Origin of the sequence: Mycobacterium sp. JS623 (assembly GCF_000328565.1) — a bacterium.
GTDB lineage: Bacteria > Actinomycetota > Actinomycetes > Mycobacteriales > Mycobacteriaceae > Mycobacterium.
This window is the reverse complement of record NC_019966.1, coordinates 2,503,184-2,523,264: the sequence shown is the minus strand read 5'-3', so window position 1 is coordinate 2,523,264 and position 20,081 is coordinate 2,503,184. Positions and strand designations below refer to the sequence as shown.

19 protein-coding genes and 1 pseudogene are annotated in these 20,081 nt (G+C 65.9%); 10 read left to right on the top strand and 10 right to left on the bottom strand.

Going from position 1 to position 20,081, the window contains the following annotated elements:
* The first annotated feature begins 24 nt into the window (after positions 1–24).
* The gene (gene mbp1, locus MYCSM_RS12325) at positions 25–264 is read left to right on the top strand and encodes a microaggregate-binding protein 1 (RefSeq protein ID WP_015306486.1); all 240 of its coding nucleotides are present in this window, start codon (positions 25–27) and stop codon (positions 262–264) included.
* A 352-nt stretch (positions 265–616) separates the two neighbouring features.
* Here mbp1 and MYCSM_RS12320 read toward each other — a convergent pair whose 3' ends face one another.
* From MYCSM_RS12320 to MYCSM_RS12295, 6 genes are read right to left on the bottom strand one after another with little or no spacing between them, the layout of a single operon-like run.
* A complete protein-coding gene (locus MYCSM_RS12320; protein WP_015306485.1) occupies positions 617–2,317 on the bottom strand; it encodes an amidase in 1,701 nt (566 codons plus the stop codon).
* Positions 2,318–3,730: a GTPase HflX gene (gene hflX, locus MYCSM_RS12315; protein ID WP_015306484.1), complete on the bottom strand. Its 1,413-nt coding sequence runs from the start codon at positions 3,728–3,730 to the stop codon at positions 2,318–2,320.
* A gap of 45 nt (positions 3,731–3,775) precedes the next feature.
* Complete coding sequence (dapF, locus tag MYCSM_RS12310; RefSeq protein ID WP_015306483.1) at positions 3,776–4,636, bottom strand: diaminopimelate epimerase; 861 nt, start codon at positions 4,634–4,636, stop codon at positions 3,776–3,778.
* 4 nt (positions 4,637–4,640) lie between these two features.
* Positions 4,641–5,546 (bottom strand): tRNA (adenosine(37)-N6)-dimethylallyltransferase MiaA, encoded by a 906-nt coding sequence (gene miaA / locus MYCSM_RS12305; protein ID WP_015306482.1) that lies wholly within the window; start codon positions 5,544–5,546, stop codon positions 4,641–4,643.
* A complete protein-coding gene (locus tag MYCSM_RS12300; RefSeq protein ID WP_015306481.1) occupies positions 5,543–6,223 on the bottom strand; it encodes a hypothetical protein in 681 nt (226 codons plus the stop codon). The genes miaA and MYCSM_RS12300 overlap by 4 nt, the downstream gene beginning before the upstream one ends.
* 16 nt (positions 6,224–6,239) lie before the next feature.
* Positions 6,240–7,109, bottom strand: a complete 870-nt coding sequence (locus MYCSM_RS12295; protein ID WP_015306480.1) for a DMT family transporter — start codon at positions 7,107–7,109, stop codon at positions 6,240–6,242.
* Positions 7,110–7,269: 160 nt separating this feature from the next.
* Here MYCSM_RS12295 and MYCSM_RS12290 point away from each other — a divergent pair, with 160 nt between their 5' ends.
* Positions 7,270–8,595: a DUF349 domain-containing protein gene (locus MYCSM_RS12290; protein ID WP_442928516.1), complete on the top strand. Its 1,326-nt coding sequence runs from the start codon at positions 7,270–7,272 to the stop codon at positions 8,593–8,595.
* Here the strand turns inward: MYCSM_RS12290 and MYCSM_RS12285 are convergent.
* The gene (locus MYCSM_RS12285) at positions 8,592–9,200 is read right to left on the bottom strand and encodes an Rv2732c family membrane protein (protein WP_015306478.1); all 609 of its coding nucleotides are present in this window, start codon (positions 9,198–9,200) and stop codon (positions 8,592–8,594) included. The two genes, MYCSM_RS12290 and MYCSM_RS12285, sit on opposite strands and share 4 nt — an antisense overlap.
* Before the next feature lie 218 nt (positions 9,201–9,418).
* A pseudogene (miaB, locus tag MYCSM_RS12280) lies at positions 9,419–10,864 on the bottom strand (tRNA (N6-isopentenyl adenosine(37)-C2)-methylthiotransferase MiaB); the annotation flags it as partial.
* 124 nt (positions 10,865–10,988) lie between these two features.
* Here miaB and MYCSM_RS12275 point away from each other — a divergent pair.
* The 4 genes from MYCSM_RS12275 to MYCSM_RS12260 are packed head-to-tail and all read left to right on the top strand — an operon-like array spanning position 10,989 to position 14,138.
* On the top strand, positions 10,989–11,717 hold the full coding sequence (locus MYCSM_RS12275) for an amino acid ABC transporter ATP-binding protein (RefSeq protein ID WP_051073896.1): 729 nt from the start codon (positions 10,989–10,991) through the stop codon (positions 11,715–11,717).
* Between the two features lie 24 nt (positions 11,718–11,741).
* The gene (locus MYCSM_RS12270) at positions 11,742–12,557 is read left to right on the top strand and encodes a glutamate ABC transporter substrate-binding protein (RefSeq protein WP_015306475.1); all 816 of its coding nucleotides are present in this window, start codon (positions 11,742–11,744) and stop codon (positions 12,555–12,557) included.
* A 15-nt stretch (positions 12,558–12,572) separates the two neighbouring features.
* Positions 12,573–13,253: an amino acid ABC transporter permease gene (locus MYCSM_RS12265; protein ID WP_015306474.1), complete on the top strand. Its 681-nt coding sequence runs from the start codon at positions 12,573–12,575 to the stop codon at positions 13,251–13,253.
* Positions 13,254–14,138 (top strand): amino acid ABC transporter permease, encoded by an 885-nt coding sequence (locus tag MYCSM_RS12260; protein WP_015306473.1) that lies wholly within the window; start codon positions 13,254–13,256, stop codon positions 14,136–14,138. It begins immediately after the preceding gene.
* 8 nt (positions 14,139–14,146) lie between these two features.
* On the opposite strand, the gene recX is transcribed toward MYCSM_RS12260, so the two are convergent.
* Together recX and recA are read right to left on the bottom strand one after the other, a co-directional pair.
* Positions 14,147–14,677, bottom strand: a complete 531-nt coding sequence (gene recX / locus MYCSM_RS12255) for a recombination regulator RecX (protein WP_015306472.1) — start codon at positions 14,675–14,677, stop codon at positions 14,147–14,149.
* Positions 14,643–15,695 carry a recombinase RecA gene (gene recA / locus MYCSM_RS12250; RefSeq protein ID WP_015306471.1) on the bottom strand — a complete coding sequence of 351 codons (1,053 nt, stop codon included), beginning with the start codon at positions 15,693–15,695 and terminating at the stop codon, positions 14,643–14,645. Before recA ends, recX begins: the two co-directional genes overlap by 35 nt.
* Before the next feature lie 225 nt (positions 15,696–15,920).
* Between recA and MYCSM_RS12245 the strand changes: the two genes are divergently transcribed.
* From MYCSM_RS12245 to MYCSM_RS12230, 4 genes are all read left to right on the top strand, one after another.
* Positions 15,921–16,250: a hydrogenase maturation nickel metallochaperone HypA/HybF gene (locus MYCSM_RS12245; RefSeq protein ID WP_041313881.1), complete on the top strand. Its 330-nt coding sequence runs from the start codon at positions 15,921–15,923 to the stop codon at positions 16,248–16,250.
* A gap of 2 nt (positions 16,251–16,252) precedes the next feature.
* Positions 16,253–17,029, top strand: a complete 777-nt coding sequence (hypB, locus tag MYCSM_RS12240) for a hydrogenase nickel incorporation protein HypB (RefSeq protein WP_015306469.1) — start codon at positions 16,253–16,255, stop codon at positions 17,027–17,029.
* Positions 17,030–17,136: 107 nt separating this feature from the next.
* Complete coding sequence (locus MYCSM_RS12235) at positions 17,137–18,192, top strand: Ni,Fe-hydrogenase I small subunit (protein WP_015306468.1); 1,056 nt, start codon at positions 17,137–17,139, stop codon at positions 18,190–18,192.
* A gap of 90 nt (positions 18,193–18,282) precedes the next feature.
* A complete protein-coding gene (locus tag MYCSM_RS12230) occupies positions 18,283–20,079 on the top strand; it encodes a nickel-dependent hydrogenase large subunit (protein WP_015306467.1) in 1,797 nt (598 codons plus the stop codon).
* Positions 20,080–20,081 lie beyond the last annotated feature (2 nt).

The following is a 20,081-nucleotide window of genomic DNA, read 5'->3' as shown; positions in this document are numbered from 1 at the left end:
CGTACCGACCAGGAGGGTGAAGCAATGTCGGAGAAGAACAGCGGACCCGAGGAAGCCATCAAGGGTGTCGTCGAGGGCGTAAAGGGCAAGGCCAAAGAGGTAGCAGGCGCCGTCGCCGGCCGCGATGACCTCTACCGCGAAGGCCAGGCGCAGCAGGACAAGGCCGATGCACAGCGCAATGCCGCGCAGAAGGAAGCCGAAGCCGAAAGTGCCAGGGCCGCCGCCAAGACCGCCGAGAAGCGCCAGGAGGCCGAGCAGCGGTAACAACGTAACGGAATACGCGCAGACGCAAGGAAACCCGAGGGGAGCCTTGCGTCTGCGCGTATTCGCGCCTCAGATTGCGACCAGGTCTTCTGCCCTCGACCAGGGTGGCCGTGGCCCGCTACTTCGAGTTTGATTCGGGCCGTTGATCTTTCGAGCTCTGTGATAGTTTCCATGATGGCTCACCGGATGCATAACCGCCTCGGCGCACCGCGCAATTTTTGCTTGGTTTGACGTGACTTTGCTCTCCGACCATCAGCCCTACCCGGTTATGGGCCGCATCCATCGCTCAATGGCCAGGTAGATGGCTGTTTTTGGTAGCCGTAAACGGCGCAAACCGGATTCGCTGCGTTACTCAACAGCCAACAGGTGGCGTGCGCGGCGGCGGTGTCCGTCGCGTGCCAGTCGCCTCGAATGCCGCCGCCAGCCGCAGCAGGGCGACGTCGTCGTGGGCGCGGCCGGCAAATGTCAACCCCACCGGCATGCCGATGTCCGCCATCGTGCCCATCGGCACAGTCACGCTCGGGATGCCAAGGTGTCGAATCGCCAGGTTTCCGTTGGCGACCCACACGCCGTTGCGCCATCCGAGGTCGGCCGACGCTTCGTTGACGTCCATGTCGGCGGAACCGACATCCGCGACGGCCGGGAAGATCACAGCGTCCAAGCCGAGACCGTCCATCCAGTCCTCGAGGTCGACGCGACGCGTCTCCTCCAATCCGCGCACTCCCTGCTCGAGATGCGGGATCTCCAGGAACGAATTCATCGGGTGGTCCCTCACCTGCGCCGGATAGCTTGCGATGTCGTCGTCGAAACCGGTGTACCGGTCGGGCAGCGCTCCAGGCGGATGCGGGAAGATGCGTGAGCCGTCCACGTCGGCCAACCGGTTCAGCGCGGGGTCGCCGTTGTCGTCGAGGAAGTCGTCCCATGCCCACGCGCTCAGGTCGAGCAGCTCACGAGCCAGGTACTCCGGACTCACAAGGCCGCGCGTGAAAATCGTTGGGGCTCCTGGCCTGTCGCCTTCATAGTTGCTGACCGTGGGAAAGTCCACCTCGATGACCTCGGCGCCTGTGGACTCGAGATCCCGCCGTGCCGCGTCGAACAACGCAAGCACCGAGGGCCGCGTCTCGATCCGCTGGCCCGTCGGCCCGCCGATACCCGGCAGTTCGGCACTGCCGGCGTCGGGGTCGGCGTTGATGTACATCCGCGGCACACCGAAGCGCGTGCCGACGATGCTGGCGGGCGACACCTTCCGATACGTTGCGGGCCGGTGATCACTGGGGCGCGGCAACGGGATCCACGGCTGGCTGCGCCAGAAGTCTCCGCGCGCATTCGCGTCGTCCGCGACGATCACGTCGAGCACCTCGAGTAAGTCGGCCATCGTCCTGGTATGCGGCACAACGACATCCATCGTCGGCACCAGCGGCCAGCCGCCCCGCACGGAGATGATGCCACGCGACGGCGTGTACGCACACAGCGCATTGTTCGACGCTGGGGCCCGGCCCGACGACCACGTCTCCTCGCCGATGCCGAACGCACAGAACGACGCCGCCGTTGCGGTGCCCGACCCGTTCGACGAGCCGGATCCGAAGGCAGCCGTGAGATAGTCGCCGTTATATGGGCTTTCAGCGCGGCCGTACAGCCCCCGCTGCATGCCGCCGTTGGCCATCGGCGGCATGTTCGTCAGCCCGATCAACACCGCCCCGGCATCGCGCAAGCGCTCGATGACAAAGCAGTCCTTCTGTGCGACCAGGTCGGCGAACGCTGGGCTGCCCGCGGCCGCCGTGAGCCCGCGGGCCAAGTAACTGTCCTTGGCGGTGTACGGGATTCCGTCCAGCGGTCCGCGGGTCTGCCCATTCGCCCGGCGTTCGTCCGACGCCTCAGCGTCTGCGCGGGCCTGCGGGTTGAGCACCACCACGGCGTTGAGCCGGATGCCGGCGTGGTCATAGACGGCGATGCGCTGCAGGTAGCTTTCCAGCAGTTCCACGGCCGTCACGGACCCCGCCTCGAGTGCAGCCCGCAACTGCGCGATGGAGGCTTCGACGACGTCGAACGACACTTAGAACGTCGCGAACTCTTGCAGGCTTGCGGCCAACGGAACCGGCACGCGCGCCTTGATTCTGGTGCCGTGGGCGGTGTGCTCGGTGGCGTCCACCCGGCCGTCGGCGTGCACCTTGTTGACCAGATCACCGCGGTCGTAGGGAATCGTCACGTCGACCGCGGTGTCGGTGGGCTCGATCACCGCGGCCATCCGCTGCTGCAGGCGCTCGAGCCCGTCGCCGGTGCGCGCGGATACGAACACCGCATCAGGCAACGCACTGCGCAACTGGGCAAGCGTCAGGCCGTCGGCCGCGTCGATCTTGTTGACTACCAACAACTCTGGCGGCGGCTTGCCATCGTGGTCTGTCACGACTTCGTTGACCACTTGCCTGACCGCGTTGATCTGCGCCAGCGGATTGACGTCGGAGCCGTCGACCACATGCACCAGCAGATTGGCATCGACGACCTCCTCCAGCGTGGACCGGAACGCCTCGACCAGCTGGGTCGGCAGATGCCGCACGAACCCGACGGTGTCGGTCAGCACGAACGGCCTGCCATCCGCGAATTCCCCACGCCGCGTAGTCGGTTCGAGTGTGGCGAACAACGCGTTCTCGACAAGCACACCCGCGCCGGTCAGCGCGTTGAGAAGACTGGACTTGCCGGCATTGGTGTAACCGACGATCGCGATGGACGGCACGTCGCTGGCTACCCGCTTGCTGCGCTGGGTGTCGCGGACCGTCTTCATGTCCTTGATCTCGCGGCGCAGCTTGGACATTCGTTCGCGGATGCGACGCCGGTCGGTCTCGATCTTCGTCTCGCCGGGACCACGCAGGCCCACCCCGCCGCCACTGCCGCCGGCACGCCCGCCGGCCTGCCGTGACATCGACTCACCCCAGCCGCGCAGCCTGGGCAGCATGTACTCCATCTGGGCGTACGCCACCTGCGCCTTGCCTTCCCGGCTGGTGGCGTGCTGGGCGAAGATGTCGAGGATCAGCGCGGTGCGGTCGATGACCTTGACCTTGACAGCCTTCTCCAGCGCGGTCAGCTGCGCGGGGCTCAGCTCGCCGTCGCAGATCACGGTGTCGGCACCGGTAGCCAGGACGACCTCGCGCAGCTCCTGCGCCTTGCCGGAGCCGATGTAGGTCGACGGGTCCGGCTTGTCGCGACGTTGGACGAGGCCCTCGAGCACTTCGGAGCCTGCGGTCTCGGCGAGCGCAGCCAGCTCGGCCATGCTCGCGTCGGCGTCGGCCGCGCTGCCTTCGGTCCAAACACCAACCAGCACAACGCGTTCCAGCCGCAGCTGCCGGTACTCGACCTCGGAGACATCGGCCAGCTCGGTCGACAGGCCAGCCACGCGGCGCAACGCCGTGCGGTCTTCGAGGGCGAGCTCACCCGCGCTGGGAGTGCCGGGGCGAAAATCGGGATACGTCATAAGCGAATACACATTTGCACGGCTACCACTGCACGTGCACCCCAATTAACGCTGCGCAACGCGCCACCATTCCTCTGATAGCTCCCCCTGCGCCACGAGCACCGACGGCCCGCGCAGGTAACTGCTGGCGTCGGTAACCGTGACGGTGACCTCGCCGCCGGGAACGCGCACCTGCAGTGTTCCTGTGGTCGCCCCGTCGAATGCCAGCGCCGCCACGGCGGCGGCGACGGTTCCCGTGCCACAGGATCGCGTCTCTCCGACACCTCGTTCGTGAACCCGCATCGACACGGCTCCACCGTGCGGTGCCGTCAAAACCTCGACGTTGACGCCCTCAGGGAACTGCGCGCGATCGAACATAACCAGCGCGGCGACATCGAGGGCCGCGAGTTCGTCGATGGTCAGATCGGCGTCGACACATGCCAGATGCGGGTTACCCACGTCGATGGCCAACCCGGCGAACGGCCGTCCGCCGACGATCGCCTCACCCGTGCCGAGTTGGTTGACCTTGCCCATCTCGACCGCGACGTCCGCGGTGGCGTCATCCCACTGGTGCAACACCACGGGGCGCGGCCCGGCCAGCGAGCCGACGACGAACTCGTCGCGCGACTCGAGCCCGCTAACCCGCAGGTAGTGCGCGAACACCCGAACCCCGTTGCCACACATCTGCGCAATCGAGCCGTCAGCGTTGCGGTAGTCCATGTACCAGTCGTCCGCCGCGACACCCTCGGGCAACCGGTCAAGACCGGCGGCCCCGGCCGTTGACACCCGCAGCACCCCGTCGGCGCCAAGGCCCCGGCGGCGGTCGCACAACGCGGCCACTGCGGCAGGCGTCAACGACAGCAGGCCGTCGGGATCGGGCAACAGCACGAAGTCGTTCTGCGTGCCGTGGCCCTTGGCGAATTTCACGTGTTCAGGATACGTGCCGCCATATCCGCAGCGTGCGCTCGACGTTGTCGGGGGCGCTGCCGTCGAGCCATGCGATGCGGTGGTCGCGGCGGAACCATGACCGCTGGCGGCGAACATAGCGGCGGGTGCCGAAGTACGTCGGTTCGCGGGCCGCCGACCCGTCGCCGCCCGCGTCGAGGTCCTCGATCACCTGCGCGTAACCGAGCGCGCGGGATGCGGTGACGCCGTCGCGCAGGCCCTGACCCAGCAGCGTGCGGACCTCGCCGACCAAGCCGTCATCGAACATCCTGTCTGTGCGTCGCGCCAGCCGCTCGTCGAGAAGCGCTGTGTCCCAATCTAATCCGACAATCGCAGTATCCCAGCGCGGCGTCCCGATCACCGGTGCCGAGGCGGAGAACGGTTGCCCGGTCAGCTCGACGACCTCGAGCGCACGCACGATGCGGCGACCGTCGGTGGCCAGGATCGAGGCAGCGGCGGCAGCGTCGACCCGGGCGAGCTCCTGATGCAGTGCGCCGACGCCGACCTCGGCCAGTCGGGCCTCCCACTTCGCACGCACGCTGGCGTCGGTGGCGGGAAATGACCATTCGTCGAGCAGCGACTGGACGTACATCATCGATCCGCCGACGACGATCGGAACGGCTCCACGGGTGGCGATCGCCTCGACGTCGGCGACCGCGGACTGCTGGTATCGGGCGACAGTGGCGGTCTCTGTCACCTCGAGGACGTCGAGCTGGTGGTGCGCAATGCCGCGACGCCCGGAAACGGGCAGCTTGGCAGTGCCGATGTCCATGCCGCGGTAGAGCTGCATCGCGTCGGCGTTCACGATTTCGCCGCCGACGCGTTCGGCGATGGCGAGCGCCAGCGCCGACTTGCCGGTGCCGGTCGGGCCGATGATCGCCAGCGGTCTCATGGGGTCCAGACGCCAGCGAAATACCCGACCCCGTAGGGCGCGCCGCGATACAGCTCCTTGGCCGAACGCGGCTCAGCAAGTCCTGCCAACACCTGATACGCGACCCGGCCGACGATCGTGTCGGGTAGCCGAGTCAGGGCGGCGGCATCGCCCGCGGCGAGCGCGTCGTCGAGCGCGTTCTGCGTGGGTATCGAGTCGGGGTCATAGCCGCCCGGCGCAGGCGGGGCCAGCGTGTGCGCGCCGTCGGCGACGACGAGTACACCGATCGGGTCGGCCGCTTCGTCGAGCTCGGCGCGCAACCCGCGACCGCGGGCCAGCGCGGCGTCGACGTCATGGTCCTCGGAGTACACCCGCACCGCGGCATGCGCGCCGGGGTTGGTCTGGCCGCGGACCCAGCCCGCGATCAACGCGCACAACGGCAGGTCGGTAGGGGCGGCCGAGGCGTCAGGCGAGAGCGTGACGCGCAGGTCGACGCCGTATCCCGCGAACGTCCCGACGGTGGCAGGGCCCAATACCGCGTCGGCGGAGCCGACTCCGACGGCGATCCACGTCGCCGGCAGCGCTGCCGCGGCCGCGAAGACGGCATCTCGCAGGCCGGTCAGCTCCTCGGTGGCACCGGCGGCCAGCTCCGGGACCATGACGGGTGCAGACGGGATGGTCGCGATGGCGCTCAGCACGGTCCCAAGTTAGTGCTCACGCGGGTTGCGTGGTGGCACCGACCGCTTCGCCGCGAGCCAATGCGACCGTCGCGACGACCATCACCGCCACCGCGACGATCAGCGTCAGCCACCCGGCGTCCCCCGGGCGCAGCGTCTCGCCGAGCACCACGATGCCGAGCACCGAACCGACCACCGGCTCGGCGACGGTCATGGTGGGCAGCGTCGCCGTCAGCGCGCCTGCCCGAAACGATGACTGTTGCCACGATGTGCCCGCGATCGCGACGAGGACCCAGACGTATAGCTCGGGCGTGCGCAGCAGCGTCCACAATCCATCGTCGAGGCGATCCACCACGCCCTTGGTCAACACGGCGAACAGACCCCACAGCGCGCCGGAAACCACCGCCAACAGCACGGCGCTGACGGGACCCGACCAGATCCGAGCGCCCACCACGCACAACACCAGCGCCGGCCCGAGCACGGCGATCACCGCGGTCCATGTTTCCAGCGACGCCCGCGAATGCCCCGCGGTCGGATTGCCGACGGTCACGATGACCGCGACGGCGGCGGCGAGCAACACGGCCCATGTCCACTCCCAGCGTGTCACTCGCCGATGCGCCAGCCATGCACTGATCGGCAACGCGAACAGCAGCGACGTCACCAGTAGCGCCTGCACCAACAGCACCGAGCCAAACCCGAGCGCTGCCGCCTGCAGCGCGAACCCGACCGCCGCGACGACGCTGCCCAGCCACCATTGACCGTCGCGCAGCAGGCGCATGAACAGCTCGACGTGGCTGACCGGTTCGTCGGTCACCTCCTGTGCTGTGCGTTGGTGGATGACGTCGCCGATCGCGATGAAAAACGCCGCGCCGAGGGCAAGCAGGGCGGCGATATCCGCCTTGTCCATCCGGGGCCTCCCGTTGTGTTCGGAAAGAGCGTAGGCATTTGCATCGCGAAAGGCGTGGGCACGGGCCGCCGTGACCTGTTTGAATAGCGTTCGAGCTATCAGGCGCCGCGTCGCGCGGCAGGTGCGCGGATTCCCGCGCGGAGGGTGCGAGGTAATGGAGATGACGACCAGCGAGCACGGCGGGCAGTCCGCCGTTCCCAAACCCGCTCCCCGGCCAGGACCGCCGCGTCCCTCACCTCGTCCCGGGCCGCACCCGACGCCGACGGTCGCGGTACCCGCGTCAACCGATCCGCACCGGTTCGGCCGCGTCGACCCCGACGGAACTGTCTGGTTGATCACCGGATCCGGTGAGCGCGTCATCGGCTCGTGGCAGGCCGGCGATACCGAGGCGGCGTTCGAGCACTTCGGCCGTCGCTTCGACGACCTGCACACCGAGGTCGCGCTGATGGAGCACCGGCTGGAGTCCGGGACGGGCGACGCGCGCAAGATCAAGTCGGCGGCCGCGGCGCTCGCCGAGACGCTGCCGCAGGCGCACGTGCTTGGCGACGTCGACGCGCTGGCCGCGCGGTTGACCGCCATCGTCGAGCACGCCGATGAGGCCGCCCAGGCGGAGCGGGCCAAGCGCGATGAGTTCCGCGCCGCGCAGACCGCGCGTAAGGAAACGCTGGCCGCCGAGGCTGAAGAGCTGGCTGCAAACTCGACGCAGTGGAAGGCTGCCGGCGACCGGCTGCGCGAAATCCTCGAGGAATGGCGGACGATCAGCGGGCTGGACCGCAAGACAGACGACGCGCTGTGGAAGCGCTATTCGACGGCCCGCGAGACGTTCAACCGTCGCCGTGGCTCGCACTTCGCCGAACTCGACCGCGAACGCGCCGGCGCGCGGCAGGCCAAGGAAGAGTTGTGTGAGCGAGCCGAGGCACTGTCCAGCTCCACCGATTGGGGTGCGACGAGCGCGGCGTTCCGTGACCTGCTGGCGGAGTGGAAGGCGGCGGGCCGCGCCGCCAAGGACGTCGACGACGCGCTGTGGCAGCGATTCAAGGCCGCGCAGGATGTCTTCTTCTCCGCTCGCAACGCCGCCAGCTCGGAGCGCGATGCGGAGTTCCGGGCGAACGCCGAAGCCAAGGAGGCGCTGCTCGCGGAGGCCGAAAAGGTCGACACCTCCGACCTGGAGTCTGCGCGGGCGGCGCTACGCGTGATCGGCGACAAATGGGACGCGATCGGCAAGGTACCGCGTGAACGCAGCGCCGAGCTGGAACGCCGACTGCGGGCGATCGAGAAAAAGGTGCGCGACGCCCCGACCGGTGGTGTCGACCCCGAAGCGAAGGCCAGGGCCGACCAATTCCGTGCTCGCGCAGAGCAATTCGAGCGGCAGGCGGAGAAGGCCGAGGCGGCCGGGCGGACCAAGGACGCCGAAGAGGCGCGGGCCAGCGCCGAACAGTGGCGGCAGTGGGCCGATGCGGCAGCTCAGGCGCTGAAGGGCAGCTAGCTCTTCGCCGTTCCGTTCTCGCCGTTGTCGGTGTCGTCGTTCAGCGTGTCCAACAGGCCCTTGGCCTGACGGTCGGCGGCCTGCTTGCGGCGTTGTTCCTCGGCCGCGAGTTGCAGCGCGGTGCGCGCCCACACTGCGCGCGCCCAGTTGAAGGCCAGCACGATCACCGTGAGCCAGGCGATGATCAGTCCGATGCCCGGCCCTGGATGGTGTGCGGGCGCGGTCTGCCGCGACCACACCGCGAGCAGGCCAGTGAACGACGCCACCGTCGACCCGGCCAGCGCGATCCACGCCAAGCTCCACCGGCGGGTCAGCAGCGCCAACATCGAGAAGCCGACGCCGAATACCAGCGCCAGCCAACAGAACACCCGCGACGGCAGCGCGATGCCGTTGCGGATCGCCGCGTCGTCGCCGACCAACACGTCCCAGCCTTTGGTGTCGCCGGTGTGCGGCAGCACGAAGCTCAGCAGCAGCACGAACACCGCGACTGCGATCACCAATGCCCGTGCGCCGGGGTCGATTTCGCGCGCCACCCGGCGCTCGGCAGCCTCGAGGTCGCCCTTGAACTCGTCGAACTTGCCGTTGTTCTGATCGCCTGAGGTCACCGGGCACACCCGGACGAAGTCGGCGCTTGCGCCGGGACACCGATGCCGGGCATGCCCAGGCCGACGCTGAATGTCGCCGACCTTCCGGCTCCGGCGCTGAATGTCGCCGACCTTCCGGCTCCGGCGCTGAATGTCGCCGACCTTCCGGCTCCGGCGCTGAATGTCGCCGACCCTCCGGCTCCGCTGAATGTCGCCGACCCTGCGGCTCCGACGCCGGTGCGCGGCGTGAGCCCCGCAGCGTGGGCGTCGCCGGCCCTGGTGCGCCGGTGAGTGTGTGGGGCACCGTCGGCGATCAGGTGATGCGGCGCGGCGCCGGTCACGGTGGTGGTGACGATGTCGCCGGGCCGGATCTTGAGGCCAGCGGGGTCGAAGTGCACCAACCGGCCGTCGCGGGCCCGGCCGGACATGCGTGCGGTGCTGGCATCCTTGCGACCTTCACCGGTGGCGACCAGCAATTCGACGGTGCGGCCGACCTGCGCGGTGTTCTCCTCCAGAGAAATGCCTTCCTGAAGGTCGATCAGCCGTTGATAGCGTTCTTGGACAACGGCTTTCGGCAGCTGCTCGTCGAGTTCGGCGGCCGGAGTGCCGGGGCGTTTGGAGTACTGGAAGGTGAAGGCGCTCGAGAACCTCGCCTGCTCAACCACATCGAGCGTGGCCTGGAAGTCTTCCTCGGTTTCACCAGGGAACCCGACGATCAGGTCGGTGGTGATTGCGGCATGCGGGATAGCGGCCCGGACACGGTCGATGATGCCGAGGTACTTCTCCGCGCGGTACGACCGCCGCATGGCCCGCAGGATCCGGTCGGAGCCCGACTGCAGCGGCATGTGCAGCGTCGGGCACACGTTCGGGGTCTCGGCCATCGCCTCGATCACGTCGTCGGTGAATTCGGCGGGGTGCGGCGACGTGAAGCGCACCCGCTCCAGACCCTCGATGCGCCCGCAGGCGCGCAGCAGTTTGGCGAACGCGCCGCGGTCGCGCGGCTGATCCGGATCGGCGAAGGAGACGCCGTAGGCGTTGACGTTCTGGCCGAGCAGGGTCACCTCGAGGACGCCCTGGTCGACAAGCGCCTGCACTTCAGCGAGCACGTCGCCCGGCCTGCGGTCGACCTCTTTGCCGCGCAGCGCGGGCACGATGCAAAACGTGCAGGTGTTGTTGCAACCGACAGAGACCGAAACCCATGCGGCGTAAGCGGATTCGCGCGCCGCCGGCAACGCGGACGGGAATTCCTCAAGCGCTTCGACGATTTCGACCTGTGCGGTGCGGTTGTGTCGGGCGCGTTCGAGCAGAGTCGGCAGCGACCCAATGTTGTGGGTGCCGAACACCACGTCCACCCACGGTGCCTTCGAAAGGACGGTGTCGCGGTCCTTCTGCGCCAGGCAGCCGCCGACGGCAATCTGCATGTTCGGGTCGGCCTGCTTGCGCGGTGCGAGGTGGCTGAGGTTGCCGTACAGCTTGTTGTCGGCGTTTTCGCGAACCGCGCATGTGTTGAACACCACGACGTCGGCGTCGGCTCCGTCGGCCGCGCGCTCGTATCCGGCGGATTCCAGCAACCCGGCCAGCCGTTCGGAATCATGCACATTCATCTGGCAGCCGTAGGTGCGGACCTGATAGGTGCGGTGCTGCTGGCGAACGGGACGTATCCCGTTCTCCTCCTGCGTCACCATCGAAGTCACGGCCCCATGGTACGGACCACGTCGCCGCGCCATTCGGACGGATTCCCAAGTTGCGGGCAAGCTGAGCATTCCCTGGGTAAGGTCTGCACCCATGGGGACGCCCGGCGGTGCGCCGATGATCTCAATGGAGGCGGTCAACAAACACTTTGGCGCCCTGCACGTGCTCAAGGACATCAACTTGAAGGTGGACCGCGGAGAGGTGATCGTCGTGTTGGGCCCGTCCGGTTCGGGCAAGTCGACGTTGTGCCGCACCATCAATCGCCTTGAACCTATCGACTCGGGCACAATCGAGATCGACGGCGTTGCGCTGCCCTCCGAAGGAAAAAAGCTGGCGCAGCTGCGGTCCGACGTCGGAATGGTGTTCCAGTCGTTCAACCTGTTCGCACACAAGACAATTCTGGATAACGTCACGCTCGCGCCAATGAAGGTTCGCAAGAAGTCGAAGGCCGAGGCCCGCGAAAAAGCGATGACACTGCTGGAGCGGGTCGGCATCGCCAATCAGGCGGACAAGTATCCGGCTCAACTGTCGGGCGGCCAGCAGCAGAGGGTGGCGATCGCCCGGTCGCTGGCGATGAACCCGAAGGTCATGCTTTTCGACGAGCCGACGAGCGCGCTGGATCCCGAGATGATCAGCGAGGTACTGAACGTCATGACCGGGCTCGCCAAGGACGGCATGACCATGGTGGTGGTCACGCACGAAATGGGTTTCGCCAGGGGGGCCGCGAACCGTGTGGTGTTCATGGCCGACGGCGCCATCGTCGAGGACGCCGAACCCATTGAATTCTTCGAGAAACCGAAGACCGATCGGGCCAAAGACTTTCTCGGCAAGATTCTCCGTCACTAACGCTCCGGCGAAAGGAACCGACCAATGCCGTCCATGAAAGTGCGTGTCGCAGGTGCCATTGCGCTAGCCATCGCGTTGCCGTTCGCGGCCACCGCGTGCGGCGGCGGTGGTGGCGGCGGCGGCGACAAGATCGTCATCGGAACCAAGTTCGACCAGCCGGGCCTCGGGATGAAGAATCCCGACGGAACGATGAGCGGCTTCGACGTCGACGTCGCGAAGTACGTTGCCAAGGACCTCGGGTACAGCGAGGACAAGATCGAATGGAAGGAATCCCCGTCCGGCCAGCGTGAGACGCTGATCCAGAACGACCAGGTCAAGTTCATCGCCGCGACCTATTCGATCACCGACACCCGCAAGCAGAAGGTCGACTTCGCCGGGCCGTACCTGATCACCGGGCAGAGCCTGCTGGTGAAGGCGGACAACACCGACATCTCCGGGCCGGAGTCGCTGCAGAACAACAAGAAGCTGTGCTCGGTTTCGGGTTCGACGCCGGCACAGCGGATCAAGGACAAGTACCCGGGTGTCCAGCTGCAGCAGTACGACACTTATTCGGCCTGCGTCGAGGCACTGAAGAACGGTGCAATCGACGCGGTCACCACCGATGAGGTGATCCTGGCCGGTTACGCCGCCCAGACCCCCGGCGCGTTCAAGATCGTCGGCAAGCCGTTCTCCGAGGAGCGTTACGGCATCGGCATGAAGAAGGGCGACACCGACCTACGGACAAAGATCAACGACGCGATCACCAAGATGGAACAGGACGGCGCGTGGAAGGCGGCGTGGGACAAGAACCTTGGCCCCGCGGGCATTCCGGCACCGACGCCGCCGCCGGTCGACAAGTAAGCGCCTTTCTCCGACGTGGAGCTGTTTACCAAGTACCAGAGCCAGATCTTCGAGGCGTTCTGGACCACTATCCAGCTGACGGTCTTTTCCGCGATCGGCGCGCTTGTCCTGGGCACGCTGCTGGCCGCGTTCCGCCTTTCTCCGGTGCCGATGCTCACCTGGATCGGGACGGCCTACGTCAACGTGGTGCGTAACACGCCGTTGACGCTGATCATCTTGTTCTGTTCGTTCGGCTTATCGCAGACGCTGGGGATCACGCTGGTCGATTCGAAGTCACTGACGTCGATCGTGGACAGCAATTTCCGGCTCGCGGTGCTCGGGTTCACGGTCTACACGGCGGCGTTCGTGTGTGAGACGGTGCGGTCGGGTGTGAACACGGTGCCGCTGGGCCAGGCGGAGGCGGCGCGATCGCTCGGCCTGACGTTCGGGCAGAATTTGCGAATCATCCTGCTGCCACAGGCATTTCGCGCCGTGATCAGTCCGCTTGGCTCGGTGCTGATCGCGTTGACGAAGAACACGACGATCGCCTCCGCAATCGGTGTCGCCGAGGCGGCGTTGCTGATGAAGGAGATGATCGAGAACGAGGCCGCGCTGCTCTATATCGGCGCCATCTTCATGTTCGGGTTCGTCATCTTGACGCTGCCGATGGGCCTGTTCTTCGGATGGCTCGGCAAACGGCTGGCGGTGGCACGGTAGATGGCAGGTTCAGTCCTCTTCGACGCGCCGGGACCACGGGCACGCGCACGGAACCGGGTGTTCAACGTCGTCACCGCGCTGGTCGTCGCGCTGGTGATCTGGGTGGTGTATTCCCAGCTGAACGCGAAGGGTCAACTCACCGCCGCGAAGTGGGAACCATTCCTGACTGCCAACCTGTGGAAGACCTACATCCTGCCGGGCGTGCAGGGCACCCTGACCGCCGCTGCAGTGTCAATCGTGTTGGCGCTGACGCTGGGCTTCGTTCTCGGTGTCGGCAGGCTTTCCACTCACCCCGCGATCCGCGTCCCGTCCGCGGTGTTCGTGGAGTTTTTCCGCGCGGTGCCCGTGCTGATCATGATGATCTTCGCGTACTTCTTGTACGCGCAATACGACGTCTTCCCGTCCAAGCACTTGGCGCTGGCGGGCGTCATCACCGGCCTGACCTTCTATAACGGTTCGGTCATCGCCGAGATTGTGCGCGCCGGAATCCTCGCGCTGCCTCGCGGGCAATCCGAGGCCGCGTCAGCGCTCGGTCTGCGTTGGGGTCAGACGATGCGATCGATCCTGCTGCCGCAGGCCGTCACGTCGATGTTGCCGGTGCTGATCTCGCAGATGGTGGTGGTTCTCAAGGACACAGCGATCGGCTACCAGATCACCTTCCTGGAGATGGTGCGCCAGGGCACGCAGGTCGGCTCTTCATACGGCAACTACGTCCCCGCGCTCATCGTCATCGCGGTGCTGATGATCAGCGTCAACTTCACGCTGTCCTGGTTCGCGACATGGTTGGAGGGCCGGATGCGCCGCTCCCGCAAGGGGCCGGAGCCCATGCATATCCAGCCGATCACGCAGGGCACCTTCGGCGCTGGGGCCGGCGGCACCATTTGACATGCCGGCTAGACGTTGCGTCGTTCCCGCTCGGTGGCCAGTTCGTTCTTGACGACGTCGAACGCCATCGTCTGGCTGTAGCCCCGGCGGGCCAGCATCCCGACGAGCCGACGTGCGACTTTGGTGTCGTCGTCGACGAGCTTCTCGCGGCGCAGCTTGTCGCGGACCAGCTGCTCGGCGCGCCGCCGTTCGGCCGCAGCGTCGATGTCTGCGAGCACCGTGGTGATCACTTCGTCGTCGACGCCCTTGGTCCGGAGCTCAGCGGCCAAGGCGCGCTTGCCTTTTCCGGCGTTCGCCCGTCGAGACTGCACCCACTGCTCGGCGAAGTCGACGTCGTCGATCAGACCCACGTGAGCCAGCCGGTCGAGCACACGGTTGCTGACGTCGTCGGGGTATCCTCGCTTGGTCAGCTGCCCCTCGAGTTCGGCGCGGGTCCTGGCCCTCACGGTGAGCAGGCGCAGACAGAGGTCTCGCGCCCGCTCCTCGCGTTTGGGCTCAGCCGCCTCAGAAGTCGACGGGGGCGGGCAGGACTTCGTCATTGGCCACCTCCGCGGTCACCACGGCACCGATGCCGAGCTTTTCCTTGATCTTCTTCTCGATCTCGTTGGCCACGTCGACGTTTTCCAGCAGGAAGTTGCGGGCGTTCTCCTTGCCCTGGCCGAGCTGCTCACCCTCATAGGTGAACCAGGACCCGGACTTACGGATGAAGCCCTGCTCGACGCCCATGTCGATGAGCGAGCCTTCCTTGCTGATGCCCTTGCCGTAAAGAATGTCGAACTCGGCCTGCTTGAACGGCGGCGACACCTTGTTCTTGACGACCTTGACGCGGGTGCGGTTGCCGACCGCGTCGGTGCCGTCCTTCAGCGTCTCAATTCGCCTGACGTCCAAGCGAACCGAGGCGTAGAACTTCAATGCCTTTCCACCCGTTGTCGTTTCGGGCGAGCCGAACATCACGCCGATCTTCTCGCGGAGCTGGTTGATGAAGATCGCGGTGGTGCCCGAATTGTTCAGCGCGCCAGTCATCTTCCGCAGCGCCTGGCTCATCAGCCGGGCCTGCAGGCCGACGTGGCTGTCCCCCATCTCGCCTTCGATCTCGGCGCGTGGCACCAGCGCGGCCACCGAGTCGATGACCAGAATGTCCAGCGCGCCGGAGCGGATCAGCATGTCGGCGATCTCCAGCGCCTGCTCACCGGTGTCGGGCTGGGATACCAGCAGCGAATCGGTGTCCACCCCGAGTTTCTGGGCGTAGTCCGGATCCAGCGCATGCTCGGCGTCGATGAACGCCGCGATGCCGCCTGCGGCCTGGGCGTTGGCGACCGCATGCAGCGCGACGGTGGTCTTACCTGAGGACTCCGGGCCGTAGATCTCGACCACTCGGCCGCGAGGAAGCCCGCCGATGCCGAGCGCCACGTCCAGCGCGATCGAGCCGGTGGGGATGACGGAGATCGGCTGGCGCACCTCTTCACCGAGCCGCATCACCGAGCCTTTGCCGAAGTTCTTGTCGATCTGCGCGAGGGCCAACTCGAGGGCCTTCTCGCGGTCGGGTGCCTGAACCATGGGGTGGTCTCCGTCCTGGTGAGTGATCGGTTTTCGATCGGTTGGCCGTGACGCTAGACAGAGGGTCTGACAAATCGGGCTCGTGCCTTCCCGTCGCTCCGCTCGCCCCTGTCCCGCATCCCGCTGTCGCCCACAGTAGACGAACACCTGTTCGATTCAAGTAGACACGCCGTGCGGCCGAAGTTTCCGACCTATCGTGGGATTCATCTGCCGGAACGGACCGACATGCACGAGATGGCGATTACGCAGAGTGTTGTCGACGCGGTGTGTGAGCACGCCGCGGGCCGCCATGTGCAGAGCGTCAAGGTCGAGGTCGGTGCGCTGTGCGCGGTCGTGCCCGATGCCATGCAGTTTTGTTTCGAGCTGGCCACCGAGGGCACCCTCGCCGACGGCGCCCGCCTCGATCTGGACGTGCAGCCCGGCTCGGCTCACTGCCGCAGCTGCGGAGAAGACTTCGAACTACGTGACCTGATCCTGCTGTGCCCGTGCGGCAGCGCGGACGTCGAAGTGTTGACGGGGCGGGATCTTCGAATTCTCTCGATGGAAGTGAGCTAGCCATGTGCGCGACGTGCGGATGCGGAGACGACACGACAACCATCACGGTGGCCGGCGATGACCATCCGCGCGTACACGAGCACGACCACCCCCACACCGAGACCATCACGCTCGAACAGAAGGTGCTCGCGAAGAACGATTTGATCGCCGCTCACAACCGCCAATCGTTCGCCGAGCGCGGCATCCTGGCTCTCAATGTGACGAGTTCACCCGGGGCCGGCAAGACGACACTGCTCGAACGCACCGTCCGAGAGCTCGGCGGCGACCTCCCGGTGGCAGTCATCGAGGGCGATCAGGAGACACTGCTCGACGCCCAGCGAATCCAGGCGGCGGGCGCCCGCGCGGTGCAGGTGAATACAGGAGCGGGCTGCCACCTCGACGCGGACATGGTCCACCGCGCACTCCACGCCTTGAATCCGGAGCCGAAGTCCGTGCTGTTCATCGAAAACGTCGGCAACCTGGTGTGCCCGGCACTGTTCGATCTCGGTGAGCACAGCAAAGTTGTGGTGATCTCGGTGACGGAGGGTCAGGACAAACCTCTGAAGTACCCCCATATGTTTGCCGCGGCGGGGCTGGTCCTCATCAACAAGATCGACCTTGTTCCCTACGTCGACTTTGATCTTGAAAAATGTTTCGGCTTTGCACGGTCAGTGAACCCCGGCGTTCAAATTTTGCCGATCTCGGCGACGCGCAGCGACGGACTCGACGCATGGTACGACTGGATCCGGGCGGAGATCCGCGTTCTGGCAAACCCCAACTATGTCCCAACGACTCGTTGACAAGACATTTGGCCCGGAGTAAACCGAGAACCAGCGCTTAAAAAAGCGGGCGCACGCATATTCCTGCGAGAGGGGTCGCCAGCCCCGACCCCAGAGAGCTGTTACGCATGCCAAGCGAAGCAGCAGTCAAAGCGGAAGAGGCGTTGATCCATGTTCTCTGGATCAACGCGGGCCTGAGTTGTGACGGTGATTCGGTGGCGTTGACTGCCGCCACCCAACCCAGCATCGAGGAGATCGCGCTTGGCGCGCTTCCCGGGCTGCCGAAGATCGCCGTCCACTGGCCCCTGATCGACTTCGAGTGCGGCCCCAACGGGGGTGCCGACGATTTCCTGGAGTGGTTCTTCAAGGCCGAGCGTGGTGAGTTGGAGCCGTTCGTTCTTGTTGTCGAGGGGTCCATTCCCAACGAGCAACTCAAGGACGAGGGCTACTGGTGCGGGTTCGGCAACGACCCCGCGACCGGTCAGCCGATGACCACGAGTGAATGGCTGGACCGGCTCACCCCGAAGGCCACCGCGGTCGTCGCCGTCGGAACCTGCGCCACCTACGGCGGAATCCACGCGATGGCAGGCAATCCGACCGGCGCCATGGGTGTCCCGGATTACCTTGGCTGGGATTGGAAGAGCAAGGCCGGCATCCCGATCGTCTGCGTGCCGGGCTGCCCGGCTCATCCGGACAACATGGCCGAGACGCTGACGTATCTGCTCTACATGGCGACCGACCAGGCGCCGATGATTCCGCTTGACGATGCGTTGCGGCCCAAGTGGCTGTTCGGCGCCACCGTGCACGAAGGCTGTGACCGCGCGGGCTACTACGAGCAGGGCGATTTCGCTACCGAGTACGGCTCGCCGAAATGCATTGTGAAACTGGGCTGTTGGGGTCCGGTCGTCAAGTGCAACGTCCCCAAACGGGGCTGGATCAACGGCATCGGCGGCTGCCCGAACGTCGGCGGCATCTGCATCGGCTGCACAATGCCGGGCTTCCCGGACAAGTTCATGCCGTTCATGGACGAGCCGCCTGGCGGCAAGGTTTCCACGACGGCCTCCGGCCTGTACGGCTCGGTCATCCGCAGCCTTCGCCACGTCACCGGGCGCACGGTGGACAAAGAACCGAAGTGGCGGCATCCAGGCACAAGACTCGAAACCGGAGCGACGCGCACCTGGTAGGTGCGCGCCCTTCGGCGCTGCTGCACGTGCGTTTGGCGATCGCCGAAATCTCTTGCGGCGCTGTCCTCTAGACGAAAGAAGAACAGTTCGATGACAACGACCATCCCCGAGCCGTCACATGTGAAGCGCGATCCCGGCCAACTGGTGGAGATGGCATGGGATCCCATCACCCGCATCGTCGGCAGTCTCGGCATCTACACCAAGATCGACTTCGACAACAGGGAGGTTGTCGAATGCCACAGCACCTCGTCGATCTTCCGCGGCTATTCGATCTTCATGAAGGGCAAGGATCCTCGCGACGCCCACTTCATCACCAGCCGCATCTGCGGCATCTGCGGCGATAACCACTGCACGTGCTCGGTCTACTGCCAGAACATGGCGTACGGCGTCCGGCCGCCGCACCTCGGTGAGTGGCTCATCAACCTCGGTGAGGCTGCGGAATACATGTTCGACCACAACATCTTCCAAGAGAACCTGGTCGGCGTGGACTACTGCGAGAAGATGGTGTCCGAGACCAATCCGAGCGTGCTGGCCAAGGCTGAGAACACCCAGGCGCCGCACGCCGACATGCACGGCTACCGGACGATCGCCGACATCATGCGCGCGCTCAATCCGTTCACCGGCGAGTTCTACCGTGAGGCGCTGCAAGTCAGCCGATGGACGCGAGAGATGTTCTGCCTCATGGAAGGCAGGCACGTGCATCCGTCGACGCTGTACCCGGGCGGCATCGGCACCACCGCGACGGTGCAACTGATGACGGACTACATGACCCGGCTGATGCGCTACGTAGAGTTCATGAAGTCGGTCGTGCCGATGCACGACGATCTCTTCGACTTCTTCTACGAAGCGCTGCCCGGCTACGACCAGGTGGGCCTGCGTCGCACGCTCCTGGGCTGCTGGGGCTCGTTCCAGGATCCCGAGACATGCAACTTCGAATACAAGGACATGGAGCGCTGGGGCGACGCAATGTTCGTCACCCCGGGCGTGGTGATCGACGGCAAGTTGCACACACATTCGCTGGTCGACATCAACCTCGGCATCCGAATCCTGTTGGGCCACAGCTACTACGACGACTGGACCGACCAGGAGATGTTCGTCAAGAATGATCCGCTCGGCAATCCTGTCGATCGTCGGCATCCGTGGAATCAGCACACCAACCCAAGGCCACAGAAGCGTGACTTCGACGACAAGTACAGCTGGGTGATGTCGCCACGCTGGTTCGACGGCAAGGACCACTTGGCGCTCGACACCGGGGGCGGCCCGCTGGCGAGGCTGTGGGCGACCGCGCTCGCCGGCTTGGTCGACATCGGCTACGTGAAGGCCACGGGCAACAGTGTGCAGATCAACTTCCCGAAGACCGCGTTGAAGGGGCCGGTATCGCTCGAGTGGAAGGTGCCGAAGTACGGCAGCAACACGCTGGAACGCAACCGCGCCAGGACCTACTTCCAGGCCTACGCCGCGGCGTGTGCGCTTCACTTCGCCGAGAAGGCTCTGGTGGAGATTCGTGCCGGCCGTACCAAGACATGGGAGAAGTTCGAGGTGCCCGACGAAGCCATCGGCTGCGGATTCACCGAAGCGGTGCGCGGAGTGCTGTCCCACCACATGGTGATTCGCGACGGCAAGATCGCGAACTATCACCCGTATCCCCCGACGCCGTGGAACGCCAATCCGCGGGACAGCTACGGCACGCCGGGGCCGTATGAGGATGCGGTACAAGGCCAGCCGATTTTCGAGGAGAACGACAGGGAGCACTTCAAGGGCATCGACGTCATGCGCACGGTGCGCAGTTTCGATCCATGTCTGCCGTGCGGGGTGCACATGTACCTCGGCAAGGGAAAGTCATTGGATCTGCTGCACTCCCCCACGCAATCTGTCACAGGGGATTAGCG

What these genes read in the sequence shown, in the direction of transcription:
- miaA (WP_015306482.1), bottom strand. Translation starts at nt 5,546, where the DNA reads ATGAGACCGCTGGCGATCATCGGCCCGACCGGCACCGGCAAGTCGGCG.
- MYCSM_RS12270 (WP_015306475.1), top strand. Translation starts at nt 11,742, where the DNA reads ATGCCGTCCATGAAAGTGCGTGTCGCAGGTGCCATTGCGCTAGCCATC.
- hypB (WP_015306469.1), top strand. Translation starts at nt 16,253, where the DNA reads ATGTGCGCGACGTGCGGATGCGGAGACGACACGACAACCATCACGGTG.
- recX (WP_015306472.1), bottom strand. Translation starts at nt 14,677, where the DNA reads ATGACGAAGTCCTGCCCGCCCCCGTCGACTTCTGAGGCGGCTGAGCCC.
- MYCSM_RS12230 (WP_015306467.1), top strand. Translation starts at nt 18,283, where the DNA reads ATGACAACGACCATCCCCGAGCCGTCACATGTGAAGCGCGATCCCGGC.
- MYCSM_RS12245 (WP_041313881.1), top strand. Translation starts at nt 15,921, where the DNA reads ATGCACGAGATGGCGATTACGCAGAGTGTTGTCGACGCGGTGTGTGAG.
- MYCSM_RS12260 (WP_015306473.1), top strand. Translation starts at nt 13,254, where the DNA reads ATGGCAGGTTCAGTCCTCTTCGACGCGCCGGGACCACGGGCACGCGCA.
- MYCSM_RS12235 (WP_015306468.1), top strand. Translation starts at nt 17,137, where the DNA reads ATGCCAAGCGAAGCAGCAGTCAAAGCGGAAGAGGCGTTGATCCATGTT.
- hflX (WP_015306484.1), bottom strand. Translation starts at nt 3,730, where the DNA reads ATGACGTATCCCGATTTTCGCCCCGGCACTCCCAGCGCGGGTGAGCTC.
- MYCSM_RS12275 (WP_051073896.1), top strand. Translation starts at nt 10,989, where the DNA reads ATGATCTCAATGGAGGCGGTCAACAAACACTTTGGCGCCCTGCACGTG.
- recA (WP_015306471.1), bottom strand. Translation starts at nt 15,695, where the DNA reads ATGGTTCAGGCACCCGACCGCGAGAAGGCCCTCGAGTTGGCCCTCGCG.
- mbp1 (WP_015306486.1), top strand. Translation starts at nt 25, where the DNA reads ATGTCGGAGAAGAACAGCGGACCCGAGGAAGCCATCAAGGGTGTCGTC.
- MYCSM_RS12295 (WP_015306480.1), bottom strand. Translation starts at nt 7,109, where the DNA reads ATGGACAAGGCGGATATCGCCGCCCTGCTTGCCCTCGGCGCGGCGTTT.
- MYCSM_RS12290 (WP_442928516.1), top strand. Translation starts at nt 7,270, where the DNA reads ATGACGACCAGCGAGCACGGCGGGCAGTCCGCCGTTCCCAAACCCGCT.